Below are 12,502 nucleotides of genomic sequence, written 5' to 3' on the forward strand. Positions count from 1 at the left end.
GCTCCAGCTCCAGCTCCAGCTCCAGCTCCAGCTCCAGCTCCAGCTCCAGCTCCAGAAGAGTCTAAAACTACTGAAGCTGTCAGCTCAAGTACAGCAAGCACGGCCGCTGAAACTACTCAAAACAAAAATCAAACTGAAGCCTCTGCCCCAATGGTTGAAGAGGAAGAAAAAGAACCCGACTGTGAGTGAATTAACTTTCGAGGAGCTTCTTTAAATCAGCGTGTTTAGCACTTAACTCCCTAACTAACTCATCGAGGCTACGAATCACAAACTCTAATAGATTCGTTGAAATAAACGGCTCTTCAATACGCAGGCGGCTGTACATTTGGCGCTTAATTTCCAGCAATTGTGCACCCGACTCACCCGTTTTTAAGCGCACTGTGCGTGGGCGGCGATCAAAAAAGGACATTTCACCCACTAAGCCGCCGGGGGAAATCGTGCCCACTGCATATTCGGCATTCCCATCCACTTGGAATAATTGGATCGAACCACCAATCACCATATAAAAGCTCGCACCCACATCACCAATATCCGCGAGCATTTCATTAGGATCTAATTCCATAGGACGCATATAGTGGACAAACTTGCTAACCTCATCTTGTGTTAAGGCAGCACAAAACTCCACACAGGTATTCTGTACCTGTCTGATTAAATCGTCGTTAGACATGATACTCCCTGACTTCCAAACAGTAGACTCAGGGCATTATATGCGCTATAAGCGAGAAAAGAGCAAGCGCTGCCTATAGCCTTGCTGAATCAAACTTCTGAGCAATGAAAGGCATAGATTTTTCATGAGTATTAGTAACGAGGCTGTCACACAACTCATCCAAACTCGACTACCCGAAGCGGAAATTATGGTGCAAGGCGATGGTTATAAATATCAAGCGGAAATAGTAAGCACAAGTTTTCAAGGCTTGAGTAAAGTAAAACGGCATCAACTCGTTTATGCAGCCGTGAATGAAGCCATTACTTCAGGGCAACTACATGCTTTGACGATTGTGGCCTATACCCCTGAAGAAAAGGCAGCCTCTTAAGCATTAACAATCTCATCAATTTTAGACAAGAAGAATTAAGGCTATGGATCAAGAAACACGTGCACAGCACCCCGTCTTACGTCCGATTGACGACAAGGAATTAGCCCGCGAAAGCTGGAAAATTTTCCAAATTATGGGGGAATTTGTCGAAGGTTTCGAGCGCCTAGCCCGCATTCGCCCCTCTGTGAGTATCTTTGGCTCAGCCCGTACACCACGTGATCATCCATTATATTTATTGACGGTGGATATTGCCCGCAAACTATCCGATGCAGGCTTTGCCGTGGTCAGTGGTGGAGGCCCCGGTTTAATGGAGGCCGCGAATAAAGGGGCACAAGGTGGTAAATCACCGAGCATTGGCTTAAACATCCAATTGCCTAAAGAACAAAGTGGAAATGCCTATCAAGATATTTCCTTATATTTCCGCCATTTTTTTTCGCGTAAAGTGATGTTTGTTAAACATGCTTCCGCTTATGTGGTGATGCCGGGTGGCTTTGGAACTTTAGATGAACTAGCTGAGATTCTGACTTTAGTCCAAACTGGTAAAACCCAACGTATTCCGATTGTGCTAGTCCACACACCCTTTTGGGAAGGCTTGATTGAGTGGTTCAAAGCGACTTTAGTCGCTGAAGGTACGATTTCACCGCAAGACTTAGATTTATTTGTGTTACTCGACGATGCGGATGCAATTGTCGATTATATTTTCCAACATTACGAGCGCAATGTTTCTGGCCCCTCAGCTGAAGAAAGCGCTAATTATATGGAGCTATAATAATGAAAAATAATCACTTAATGTATTTGCTAGCCTTAAGCTTGCTAGCTAGCTCTACTATTATACACGCTGAAACTGATCTAAGTGTTACTGAAGAGGCCAACGGCAAAGTCAAACTACAAACCATTCGCACTCAAGATCGCTTTGCAACGATTGAAGAGGAGCGAGTACAGGCCATTGCGAGTACGGTGCACTATCTGCCTGCGAATGGTGGAGCGGGTTATAGCTTGGTCGGCTCAGATATGGCTTCAAACTCAGTTAAAAGTGCCCATAGTGACAGCGATGAGATGATGATTCCTAGCTGGCAAGTGTTCTCTTGGTAAATCCTTAAGCATGTCTGTGTTTACGCCGGTCAATACTCAAGAACTACAAATGTTCTTGAGTCAATATATTGTGGGCGAGTTGCAAGATTTTGTAGGCATTGAGGCGGGGGTAGAAAATAGTAATTTCTTCGTGAATACTAGCTCAGGGCGCTATGTTCTCACTTTGTTTGAGCAACACTCACCCAATGAACTGAGTTATTTTCTCCAAGTAATGCAGCACATGGCTAAGGCTGGCTTACCGATTGCAGCTCCGATTCCAACCCGTACCGGTTCACTCTTCAGTGAATGCAAAAGCAAGCCTGCTGCCCTAATCAGGCACTTAGCTGGTGAAACACTTGTACAAGCCAATCTGCAGCAATGCGCTGCGATAGGCGAACTCCTCGCTAATATTCATTTAGCCGGACAAAGCTTTCCACTACAGCGTGCACCGGATCGTGGGCATAACTGGCGCCTACAAACGGCACAACGTTTACTACCTTTACTGGAACTTGAAGATCACGCCATATTAAGCAAAAGTCTACAGCGCCAACAAACCCTTCAACTAGCCAATTTACCTCAAGGTTTAATTCATGCTGATTTGTTCCGCGATAATACTTTGTTTATCCACAATCAGCTTAGTGGGGTCTTAGATTGGTATTACGCTTGTAATGATTGCTGGCTATATGATTTAGCCATTGTGGTGAATGATTGGTGCTGCTTTGAGAATGGTGCTTTAGACCCTGAACGACTGATCAGTTGTTTAAGTACTTATCAGCGAATTCGCCCTTTTACTTATTTAGAAGCCGAGCAATGGCAATTGATGCTTGAGGCGGCAGCTTTGCGCTTTTGGCTCTCGCGATTAGTCGCGATTCTTGAGCCACGCGCAGGTAGCCTCGTTTTACAGAAAAATCCTCTTGAATTCCGACAAAAATTGGAACACCGCCAAACTGAAACAGCTTTGATTCGCGCTTGTTGGCAAGCCGCTGTATAATCCACGGCTTAATTAGTTTTAGTCTGAAGTTCGTATGCCCCAAACTATCACTCTGGATGCACGGCGTTTGCTTTGCCCGTTACCAGTGATTCGCGTCCAACAAACGATTGAGCAGTTAGCCGCTGGTGACACTCTCACTGTGTATTGCACTGATCCGGGCGCTCTACATGATGTACCTGCTTGGGCACGTATTCATGGACATACTTTATTAGACAGCCACACAGAAGGTCGCGACTATATTATTAGCTTGCAGGTTGGCACACCCACATGAACTCTATACCCATGCAGTCGCCTGAACCGACTGAAAACACGCGGCAACAAACTACTCAGCGTGTCGCTTTTGTGGGCATGGGTGTCAATATCGTTCTGGTGATTGCACAGATCATTGGTGGAATCATCACGCATTCACAAGCCTTAATTGCTGATGCAATGCACACTCTATCGGATTTAGTCGGCGATGTGATTGTACTATTTGCCGCGCATCATGCCGGGAAAAAGGCCGATGCGAATCACCCTTATGGACATGGGCGGATTGAAACTTTAGCCACCGTCGTTTTAGGCTTACTGCTAGGGGGTGTAGCAGTTGTCATTCTGCTTAAAGCGTGGGGACGTCTGATGGGTGATACCCCCTTGGTGATTCCTGATGCGAGTGCAATGTTATTTGCAGCCTTGGCCATTGTTGGTAAAGAGGCACTGTATCAATATACGGTACGAGTAGCGCAAAAAATTCACTCACCGATGCTAAAAGCAAGTGCTTGGCATCATCGCTCGGATGCACTCTCTTCGGTATTAGTTCTTGCTGCGATTGGTGGGGCACAACTAGGTTATGCTTGGTTGGATGCAGTAGCCGCTATTATTATTGCTGTGATGATTTTCTATATGGCGGTGCAATTGCTCTTAGAAAGCACGAGTGAACTGGTCGATACTGGTTTATCAATAGAAGAATCCAACAAAATTATTGATTACATTCATACCCTATCTGGCGTGAAGAATGTGCATATGCTGCGCACCCGCAAAATGGGGGGAAATGTCTTTGCGGACGCACATATCCAAGTATCCCGACATATTAGCGTATCCGAAGGGCATAAAATTGCTGAATACGTCACCCACCAGCTCGAAAGTCATTTTCCAGAAGTCACTGATGTCACCGTGCATATTGATCCAGAAGATGACGAAGAAGGCGAAGTCAGTATAGAGTTACCCAGCCGCCAAGAATTACTCCAAGTTTTACAAGCCAATCCCTTGTCACAGCCGCTACAAGCGCAGTTACTTAAATTAGGTTTGCATTATCTAGATGGCAAAATCGAATTAGATGTGTATGTGCACCCAAATGCTAGCTCTGCACTGTTAAATGACTTTAAGCGGGCTTGCGAACAGTTAGGCTATATAGGAGCCATCAAGTTTTACACCGAGATAGAACAATAATGGTGCATATTAATTTTAATTGCATCATTATTGTGCTTTTTGAGCAAAATTAGTTTTCCATTTATGCTAGAAAACAAGCCATTAGGAAATGGCATAGTGTTTGCATGTCATACACAGTTTTTCTGGTTTATTTGACCATTGACCCATTTCTGCAATTTCAGGAGACAACAACATGTCTGTACAAGACGTCATGAACCTCATTAAAGAAAAGGATGTCAAATACGTTGACTTCCGTTTTACTGACACTCGTGGCAAAGAGCATCACGTGTCTGTGCCGATTAGCGAGTTCAATGAGGACATTTTCGAAGATGGTAAAATGTTCGACGGTTCATCGATTGCTGGTTGGAAGGGCATTAATGAGTCAGACATGATCCTGATGCCAGATCCAGAATCTGCGTTCATCGATCCATTCTTCCAAGACGTTACTTTAAACATCACTTGTGGCATCGTTGACCCAGCCACTATGGAAGGCTATGAGCGTGACCCTCGTTCTATCGCCATGCGCGCGGAAGCTTATTTAAAATCAACGGGTATTGCTGATACTGCCTTCTTCGGTCCAGAACCAGAATTCTTTATTTTCGACGATGTACGTTGGGGGGCAGACACCAGCGGTTGCTTCGTGAAAGTTGACTCAGTTGAAGCCGGCTGGAACTCAGGCAAAGAATACGCTGATGGCAATATGGGGCATCGTCCAACCATTAAAGGCGGCTACTTCCCCGTTCCACCAGTTGATTCTTTCCAAGATATTCGTGCGACCATGTGTAATATTCTGGAAGAAGTAGGCGTTCCCGTTGAAGTCCATCACCATGAAGTTGCAACCGCAGGTCAATGTGAAATCGGTACTCGTTTCTCTACCATGGTGAAGCGTGCGGATTGGACTCAACGTCAAAAATACGTTATCCACAATGTTGCTCATCAATACGGCAAAACGGTAACTTTCATGCCTAAGCCGATCGTGGGTGATAACGGTTCTGGTATGCACGTGCACATGTCTTTAGCCAAAGACGGTACCAACACTTTCGCCGGTGAAGGTTATGCAGGTTTGTCTGAAACTGCACTGTACTACATCGGTGGCGTGATTAAGCATGCGAAAGCGTTGAATGCGTTCTGCAACCCAGGCACTAACTCTTACAAACGTTTGGTTCCGGGCTTCGAAGCACCTGTTATGTTAGCTTACTCAGCTCGTAACCGTTCTGCTTCTATCCGTATTCCTTTCGTATCTAGCCCGAAAGGTCGTCGTATCGAAGTTCGCTTCCCAGATCCAAGTGCTAACCCATACTTAGCATTTGCAGCGCTGATGATGGCTGGTTTAGATGGTATTAAGAACAAAATCCATCCGGGCGAAGCCATGGATAAAGACTTATATGATCTGCCACCCGAAGAAGACAAACTCATTCCAAAAGTTTGTCACTCTCTAGATATGGCTTTAGACGCACTGGATAAAGATCGTGAGTTCTTATTAGCGGGCGGCGTGTTCTCAAATGACATGATCGACGCTTATATCGAACTGAAAACTCAAGAAGTCACTCGCTTCCGGATGACAACTCACCCTGTTGAATACGATATGTACTATAGCTGTTAAGGCGTTAGCCCAGTATAAAAAAGGCCAGCAATGCTGGCCTTTTTTTATTCAGGATGTACTTAGACGATATTTAATAAACCACCTAACAAACCACCTGAACCGCCACTAGCGCTTTGCCCTGAACCCCCAGAACGCACCCCTAAAGGATCAGAAACATCTGGAACACCATTAGGATGCTTGCTGACATCATAACCCGTCGCCATAGAAATCGGATCCCATAGTAAAGGGTGTATGATAGGATCATCGACTAAAGGTCCAAATATTGAACCAAGACCTGTCGCTTTAATGGCATTTTCAGCAAGACCATGCGCTCCTTGCGCAACCATACCAATGGGTTGTCCTAATGGCCCTAAGAAACCACCTGAGCTGCCACTGTAGCTGTTTTGAGTACCACCACTTGTAATACCAGATAATACATTACCGATCATACCCCCACTGTTGGATTGGCCACCACCTAGTAGACCACTTAGAAAATTTAGTTTGTAACCCAACAGATCACCCAATAACCCACCTGATCCACTACTACCACCGGTTGAGCCAGTGCTACCACCAGCGCTGCCGCTACTACCACCCGTTGAACCCGTACTGCCACCTGTTCCATGAGTATAGCTGCTGCCACCACTACCCCCGGTTGAGCCAGTACTACCACCTGCGCCGTGTCCGCTACTACCCCATGTTGAGCTAGTGCTGCCCCCTGTTCCATGAGTATAGCCACTGCCGCCACTACCCCCGGTTGAGCCAGTGCTACCACCTGTGCCGTGTCCGCTACTACCCCACGTTGAGCTGGTGCTGCCACCTGTTCCATGAGTATAGCCGCCGCCACTACTACCACCTGTTGAGCCAGTACTTCCACCCGTTCCATGTGTATGACCACTACTACTACCCCCGGTTGAGCCAGTACTACCACCTGCGCCGTGTCCGCTACTACCCCATGTTGAGCTAGTGCTGCCCCCTGTTCCATGAGTATAGCCACTGCCGCCACTACCCCCGGTTGAGCCAGTGCTACCACCTGTGCCATGTCCGCTACTACCCCGCGTTGAGCTGGTGCTGCCACCTGTTCCATGAGTATAGCCGCTGCCGCTGCTACCACCGGTTGAGCCGTTACTGCCACCTGTTCCAGGTGTATAGCCGCTACCGCTACTACCACCCGTTGAGCCGATGCTGCCACCTGTTCCATGAGTATGGCCGCTGCCACCCGTTGAACCAGAATTAATTCCACTTACCAGATTAGGAATAACCCCCGTATTAGAATTACCCCCAAACATATGATTATTATAATTAACATGGTTTTGCTGCGGATGCGAAGAGCTACTGGTAGTATTGTTTACTGTGGCCGTATTATTTTGTGCACTACCTGCATTAAAACCAGTTTGATAAACACTATTGAATGCAGAAACTAGAGCATTTAAGTCAAACTGATTTTGATTACTCTGTGTAGGTATTTGAGTTTGAGGTTGGGTCTGAACTTGATTATTATATCCACCTCCTAACTTATTACTTAATAGCCCTGATATAAGTCCTAATGTCATGATAGCACCTCCGCTATTTGCTTCTATTAGTAATTTTGCTTACATTTATACTTATTTAACTCATGAATAATCTTATTAATAAGTACAAAAAATTACCACTATAGTGTTATATAAGCTAAGTATGCAAAGTCTTGAACCGACTTTGCAGTTAAATAGCAAAATATCGGAATACTCTGCTATTTAGATGAACATAAGTGATTTACTAAGACAACGCGCAAGAAGGAGAGATGATCGTGAGCTAAATCCCGATGAATAGCAGGATTTGACTAAAAAATGAAAATTTATGCAAGTATAAAGCTGACAAATCAACGTGAAAAGCCGATAAATTACTAAATCTATCCACCCATTTCAGCTCACAGCTCTCCTTTCTCAAACCCTAGCTCCTTCAACTTTCTTGTCAATGTATTACGCCCCCACCCAAGCAGTTCAGCGGCCTCAATTTTGCGTCCACCGGTCTTATTTAACGCCGCTTGCAACAAAATACGCTCAAAAATCGGATACATTTCATCCAAGAAAGCGGTTGAGCCATTGGCTAAACGATGTGCTGCAAACTGAGCTAAAGCCTTTTCCCAATCACCCGGGATTTCAGCTTTAGCCTGCTCACGCTCTTGAAGCTCACTTGGCAAATCATCCATTACCACCTCTTGACCAGAAGCCATCACAGTCAACCAACGGCAGGTATTTTCTAATTGACGAACATTGCCCGGCCAAGTTAAACCTTGCAGATAGGTTGTTACTGTGGGCGATAACAGCTTGGCATCGACATGCAACTCCTCTGCCGCACGTCTGAGGAAAAACTTTAATAACAGCGGAATATCTTCACGGCGCTCTCTTAGGGGAGGGTTATGAATACGAATCACATTCAAGCGATGAAACAGATCTTCACGGAAAGAACCTTTGCGAACTAAATCCTCAAGATTTTGATGTGTTGCTGCAATAATGCGTACATCGACTTTAACCGGTGTATGCCCCCCTACACGATAAAAAGTACCCTCAGCTAATACCCGTAATAAGCGGGTTTGTAGCTCTGCAGGCATATCGCCAATTTCATCTAAAAATAAAGTGCCAGTATCGGCTTGCTCAAAGCGGCCTTTACGCTGCGCATAAGCACCGGTGAATGCACCTTTTTCGTGCCCAAATAACTCCGACTCTAAAAGCTCACTCGGAATCGCTGCCGTGTTTAGCGCAATAAAAGGTTTATTCGCACGCGGACTGTGGGTGTGCAAGGCTTTTGCGACTAACTCTTTGCCCGTTCCTGATTCGCCGGTAATCAAAACAGTAATGCTAGATTTGGATAGGCGCCCAATCGCACGAAATACTTCCTGCATTGCAGGTGCTTTACCAATAATTTCACCAGCCGCAAAAGCACCATCAGCTGTTAATTCGCCGACCACATGCGTTCGACTTTCTTGACGCATCCGGCAAGCACGCCGGACTAAATCAACCGCTTCATTCACATCGAAAGGCTTAGGCAAATACTCAAAAGCACCGCCTTGATAAGCAGAGACTGCGCTGTCTAAATCTGAATGTGCAGTCATAATAATCACCGGCACATCTGGATGACCACTTTGCATTTTGGAAAGGAGTGTCAGGCCATCTGTACCCGGCATGCGAATATCGGTCAGGAGTACATCAGGTTCTGCTATCCGCAAAGCATTTAAGACTTGATCTGCACCTTCAAAACTGCGTACATTAATCCCAGCTTTTTGTAAGGCCTTTTCTAAAACCCAACGAATCGAACGATCATCGTCCGCAATCCAAATATGCTCAGCCTGGTTCATTTCCATCAGGACCTTCTCCTCGATCTAGAGGTATTAGAATTGAAAAACAGGTGTAACCCGGCACTGACTCACACTGGATCAAACCACCGTGTTGACGCAGTAACGATTGGGCAATCGCAAGGCCAAGGCCACTACCATCGGCATGCCCGCTCACCATCGGTAAAAATATTTTATCGATTAAATGTGGGGGAACTCCCTCACCGTCATCACAGATATCAGCACGCAATACCAGACGATGCCGATGTTGTTGAATCGTAAACTGTCTTAACACCCGAGTACGTAGCCAGATCGTGCCGCTCTCGCCAACCGCACGCACTGCATTATTTACAATATTTAAACATACCTGCACGAGCTGACCGCGATCACCCAATAATTCAGGAATACTTGGATCATAATCCCGAATGAAGCGTACATTCGCTGCGCCCTCGATCTCCACTAAATGGCGCACATATTCTAAAACTTCATGAATATTCACTGGCTCACGTGAAGGCAATTTACCCGGACCTAACATGCCATTGACTAAACGTTTAAGTCGATCCGCTTCAGAAATAATAATCTGGGTATACTCTTTTAATTCAGGATTTTCTAGTTCAGATTCAAGAAGTTGTGCAGCTCCACGTAAACCACCTAAAGGATTTTTTATCTCGTGCGCAATACCACGTACTAATTCATGCACTGCTTGCTGCTGATTGAGTATTTGCTTCTCGCGCACTATACGCATTTGCCGATCGACACGCTGTAATTCCAGCAATAGCCCCGTAATTTTACGTGGTTCATATTCGTAAACTGGTGTAATAATACAATCGACCGTGACTTGCTGTTCATCGAGCAAATACATGACTTGCTCACGGACTGCTTGTGGATCGTTCATTTGCCAAGCGAGTCTTAACTGGGCATGGAAAACATCGCTATGCACCAAATAAGTGATATTAACCCCACGCATGCGCTGCAAGCTTTGCCCAAACAACATCTCAGCGGACTGATTCATATAAGAAACGCATAGATTTTTGTCCAACACGACCACCGCGCAGGCCATGACATCCATTAGGTTATCGTAATTCATGCGTATTTTTTCCATGTCGATTAAACTGCAAAATTAATGCCAAACAATGGAGCCTAAGACCAAACGGCTCAGCAAGGCACTATCTACAGGACTTACATTGCACTAAAGCAGTGCGCATCACTAAGTATCGGCTGTGCATAGCTTGTCCTATACTCGTCTGACTTTAGAAATGACACTACTTCGTTTTTTTAGTTAAACTTAGGCACAATAGCGCCCATGTCTTACAATAAGTACTGATACTGTGATGTCCTTACTCTCTAAATCCTCGCTTGCTAGCGTTTTAATCCTGCTCGGGTTGTATGCTGCGCCCAATCTGTCACAAGCAGCGGATGCTACTTGGCAACGAGCTATCCCTGTTCCCACTAAACCTAGCCTGAGCAAAATCGCTGCCTATCAACATGCTTTATTCCAGTATTTTTTAACTGATGCTTTAAGTGGAAAAGGCAAACAGAGTTTTCAAAAAGTCAGTAAACGAGTCGCAAATAATATTACTTGGCGGGATAGTAAGGGCAGTAATGCTTATTTAAGAGCCTATGCCAACTCTTATACTTTCATTAAAAAGGTAGATTTGCAGCAAATGCCTGCAATCATTTTGTTAATTCCCTATTTAGAATCACAATGGCATGGAACCAGTGGCACACCTTCAGGCGATTATGGCTATTGGCAAATGGTGCCTGAAGTCGTGAATGAGATTCGGAATTTAGATCACGCACCCAATGCGATTAAAAAATCCAGTACAAATACCATTCGTAGCAAAGCCACCTTGAGTACACAAGCCGCTCAACTCCATTTGCGCCGCTACTATTTTTATTTTGCGAAAGTCGCCAAGTATTCGGAATCTGATTCATGGTTGTTAACTATTACTGCTTACAACTGGGGAGCCGGTAATGTAAAACGCTTAATGGCGGAATTAAAAGCGAAAGGGATTAAGCCGAATTATGCTAACTTTTATCATGCCATCTATAAAAAGCAGCAAGCTAAACCTACAGATATTTCTCTACGCGCTGCGGTCGAATATGTACCAAGTCTCTGGCATATTGCGCAGATGATTGATGAAACCTACTAAATCCATGCAAACTTTAATTCTTGGTGGTGCGCGCTCGGGTAAAAGTCGATATGCTGAGCAACTCGCTTTACAAAGCCAAAAATCTGTAGTGTATATCGCTACGGCTCAAGCGCATGATACAGAAATGCAGACCCGCATTCGACATCACCAAGCTAATCGTCCTAATCATTGGCTAACTATTGAAGAACCTTTAGCTTTGGTAGCAACTCTTGAAGCCTATGCACAACCTGAACATTTACTTTTAGTAGACTGTCTCACCCTCTGGCTTACTAATTTACTCTGTACTGAAGACAGCGAACAGCGTTTAAAAATGGAGCTGAATGCTTTGTATGCAGTACTGCCTAACTTGAGGAGTGATTTGATTCTAGTCAGCAATGAGACTGGTTTGGGTGTTGTACCTTTAGGTGAGTTGACTCGTCGTTATGTAGATGAGGTAGGACGCCTACATCAGCGTTTGGCAGCCCAAATGCAGCAAGTGTTTTTTATGATTGCAGGTTTACCACAAGTTTTGAAAACTACTTGAACTGAGTCAACAGTATCAATAAAACTCTACCCGCTTAAAACGGGCAGAGTTGAGTTTGAAATACGGGTGGATGCTTTAAGATAAAATTTATTGTTAGAGCTAGTGCTACATGAGCTTGTCAACAATTTCTTTCGGTAAAGCGCGACTATTGCGCACTGTGCAACGACTGGTGTAACAGACAAAACCTACTAGTAGACCTAGCACAATAAGACCGACGACAATAGCCATAATTTACCTCCTGAATCCTCTAACCAAAATTTGTGGTCAAAAAACAACTAATGTTGCTTATAAGCCATTGAAGATAAAAGCTTTTTCACAATTATTTAAGTATAACATATAAACACAAAATACTGGCTTTTTACAAATGAGGATTTTTCATAAGCTATCCTAACAACTGAATAACCACTCTAAACTCCTGTTTTTGTTAGCTACTTAAA

The 12,502-nt window shown here is 44.8% G+C and carries 15 protein-coding genes and 1 pseudogene; 10 read left to right on the top strand and 6 right to left on the bottom strand.

Translation table 11 applies throughout. The features are described from left to right. Positions 1-189 (top strand): annotated as a pseudogene (locus Q0307_RS09045) (hypothetical protein); the annotation flags it as partial. A gap of 1 nt (position 190) precedes the next feature. Here Q0307_RS09045 and Q0307_RS09050 read toward each other — a convergent pair. Next, positions 191-667: a Crp/Fnr family transcriptional regulator gene (locus Q0307_RS09050; RefSeq protein ID WP_298659672.1), complete on the bottom strand. Its 477-nt coding sequence runs from the start codon at positions 665-667 to the stop codon at positions 191-193. Between the two features lie 124 nt (positions 668-791). Here Q0307_RS09050 and Q0307_RS09055 point away from each other — a divergent pair, with 124 nt between their 5' ends. From Q0307_RS09055 to glnA, 7 genes are all read left to right on the top strand, one after another. Beyond that, entirely contained in the window at positions 792-1,034 is a 243-nt protein-coding gene (locus Q0307_RS09055) for a BolA/IbaG family iron-sulfur metabolism protein (RefSeq protein WP_298659674.1), read from the top strand. A 43-nt stretch (positions 1,035-1,077) separates the two neighbouring features. Continuing rightward, a complete protein-coding gene (locus Q0307_RS09060; protein ID WP_298659676.1) occupies positions 1,078-1,803 on the top strand; it encodes a TIGR00730 family Rossman fold protein in 726 nt (241 codons plus the stop codon). 2 nt (positions 1,804-1,805) lie between these two features. After that, complete coding sequence (locus tag Q0307_RS09065) at positions 1,806-2,126, top strand: hypothetical protein (RefSeq protein ID WP_298659678.1); 321 nt, start codon at positions 1,806-1,808, stop codon at positions 2,124-2,126. A gap of 10 nt (positions 2,127-2,136) precedes the next feature. Beyond that, on the top strand, positions 2,137-3,096 hold the full coding sequence (locus Q0307_RS09070; RefSeq protein ID WP_298659680.1) for a homoserine kinase: 960 nt from the start codon (positions 2,137-2,139) through the stop codon (positions 3,094-3,096). A gap of 34 nt (positions 3,097-3,130) precedes the next feature. Further along, complete coding sequence (locus Q0307_RS09075) at positions 3,131-3,367, top strand: sulfurtransferase TusA family protein (RefSeq protein ID WP_298659683.1); 237 nt, start codon at positions 3,131-3,133, stop codon at positions 3,365-3,367. After that, positions 3,364-4,521 carry a cation diffusion facilitator family transporter gene (locus tag Q0307_RS09080; protein ID WP_298659685.1) on the top strand — a complete coding sequence of 386 codons (1,158 nt, stop codon included), beginning with the start codon at positions 3,364-3,366 and terminating at the stop codon, positions 4,519-4,521. The genes Q0307_RS09075 and Q0307_RS09080 overlap by 4 nt, the downstream gene beginning before the upstream one ends. A gap of 172 nt (positions 4,522-4,693) precedes the next feature. Beyond that, the gene (glnA, locus tag Q0307_RS09085; protein ID WP_298659687.1) at positions 4,694-6,103 is read left to right on the top strand and encodes a glutamate--ammonia ligase; all 1,410 of its coding nucleotides are present in this window, start codon (positions 4,694-4,696) and stop codon (positions 6,101-6,103) included. A 59-nt stretch (positions 6,104-6,162) separates the two neighbouring features. Here the strand turns inward: glnA and Q0307_RS09090 are convergent, their stop codons facing one another. The 4 genes from Q0307_RS09090 to glnL form a co-directional block, all read right to left on the bottom strand. Then, on the bottom strand, positions 6,163-6,606 hold the full coding sequence (locus Q0307_RS09090; protein WP_298659688.1) for a hypothetical protein: 444 nt from the start codon (positions 6,604-6,606) through the stop codon (positions 6,163-6,165). Beyond that, a complete protein-coding gene (locus Q0307_RS09095; RefSeq protein ID WP_298659690.1) occupies positions 6,579-7,280 on the bottom strand; it encodes a hypothetical protein in 702 nt (233 codons plus the stop codon). Before Q0307_RS09095 ends, Q0307_RS09090 begins: the two co-directional genes overlap by 28 nt. Before the next feature lie 705 nt (positions 7,281-7,985). Further along, positions 7,986-9,413 (bottom strand): nitrogen regulation protein NR(I), encoded by a 1,428-nt coding sequence (gene ntrC / locus Q0307_RS09100; protein ID WP_298659698.1) that lies wholly within the window; start codon positions 9,411-9,413, stop codon positions 7,986-7,988. Then, positions 9,400-10,476, bottom strand: coding sequence for a nitrogen regulation protein NR(II) (gene glnL / locus Q0307_RS09105; protein ID WP_298659692.1), 1,077 nt, complete (start codon positions 10,474-10,476; stop codon positions 9,400-9,402). The genes ntrC and glnL overlap by 14 nt, the downstream gene beginning before the upstream one ends. A gap of 244 nt (positions 10,477-10,720) precedes the next feature. Here glnL and Q0307_RS09110 point away from each other — a divergent pair, with 244 nt between their 5' ends. Further along, the gene (locus tag Q0307_RS09110) at positions 10,721-11,542 is read left to right on the top strand and encodes a transglycosylase SLT domain-containing protein (protein ID WP_298659694.1); all 822 of its coding nucleotides are present in this window, start codon (positions 10,721-10,723) and stop codon (positions 11,540-11,542) included. After that, positions 11,529-12,065 (top strand): bifunctional adenosylcobinamide kinase/adenosylcobinamide-phosphate guanylyltransferase, encoded by a 537-nt coding sequence (cobU, locus tag Q0307_RS09115; RefSeq protein WP_366936773.1) that lies wholly within the window; start codon positions 11,529-11,531, stop codon positions 12,063-12,065. The genes Q0307_RS09110 and cobU overlap by 14 nt, the downstream gene beginning before the upstream one ends. Before the next feature lie 105 nt (positions 12,066-12,170). On the opposite strand, the gene Q0307_RS09120 is transcribed toward cobU, so the two are convergent. Continuing rightward, positions 12,171-12,293: a hypothetical protein gene (locus Q0307_RS09120; RefSeq protein WP_298659696.1), complete on the bottom strand. Its 123-nt coding sequence runs from the start codon at positions 12,291-12,293 to the stop codon at positions 12,171-12,173. Between the last annotated feature and the right edge of the window lie 209 nt (positions 12,294-12,502).

It is taken from the genome of uncultured Thiothrix sp. (assembly GCF_937873765.1).
Lineage (GTDB): Bacteria > Pseudomonadota > Gammaproteobacteria > Thiotrichales > Thiotrichaceae > Thiolinea.

Coding starts and splice junctions, on each gene's coding strand:
- Q0307_RS09050 (WP_298659672.1), bottom strand. CDS start 667: ATGTCTAACGACGATTTAATCAGACAGGTACAGAATACCTGTGTGGAG.
- Q0307_RS09055 (WP_298659674.1), top strand. CDS start 792: ATGAGTATTAGTAACGAGGCTGTCACACAACTCATCCAAACTCGACTA.
- Q0307_RS09060 (WP_298659676.1), top strand. CDS start 1,078: ATGGATCAAGAAACACGTGCACAGCACCCCGTCTTACGTCCGATTGAC.
- Q0307_RS09065 (WP_298659678.1), top strand. CDS start 1,806: ATGAAAAATAATCACTTAATGTATTTGCTAGCCTTAAGCTTGCTAGCT.
- Q0307_RS09070 (WP_298659680.1), top strand. CDS start 2,137: ATGTCTGTGTTTACGCCGGTCAATACTCAAGAACTACAAATGTTCTTG.
- Q0307_RS09075 (WP_298659683.1), top strand. CDS start 3,131: ATGCCCCAAACTATCACTCTGGATGCACGGCGTTTGCTTTGCCCGTTA.
- Q0307_RS09080 (WP_298659685.1), top strand. CDS start 3,364: ATGAACTCTATACCCATGCAGTCGCCTGAACCGACTGAAAACACGCGG.
- glnA (WP_298659687.1), top strand. CDS start 4,694: ATGTCTGTACAAGACGTCATGAACCTCATTAAAGAAAAGGATGTCAAA.
- Q0307_RS09095 (WP_298659690.1), bottom strand. CDS start 7,280: ATGGAACAGGTGGCAGCATCGGCTCAACGGGTGGTAGTAGCGGTAGCG.
- ntrC (WP_298659698.1), bottom strand. CDS start 9,413: ATGAACCAGGCTGAGCATATTTGGATTGCGGACGATGATCGTTCGATT.
- glnL (WP_298659692.1), bottom strand. CDS start 10,476: ATGAATTACGATAACCTAATGGATGTCATGGCCTGCGCGGTGGTCGTG.
- Q0307_RS09110 (WP_298659694.1), top strand. CDS start 10,721: ATGTCCTTACTCTCTAAATCCTCGCTTGCTAGCGTTTTAATCCTGCTC.
- cobU (WP_366936773.1), top strand. CDS start 11,529: ATGAAACCTACTAAATCCATGCAAACTTTAATTCTTGGTGGTGCGCGC.
- Q0307_RS09120 (WP_298659696.1), bottom strand. CDS start 12,293: ATGGCTATTGTCGTCGGTCTTATTGTGCTAGGTCTACTAGTAGGTTTT.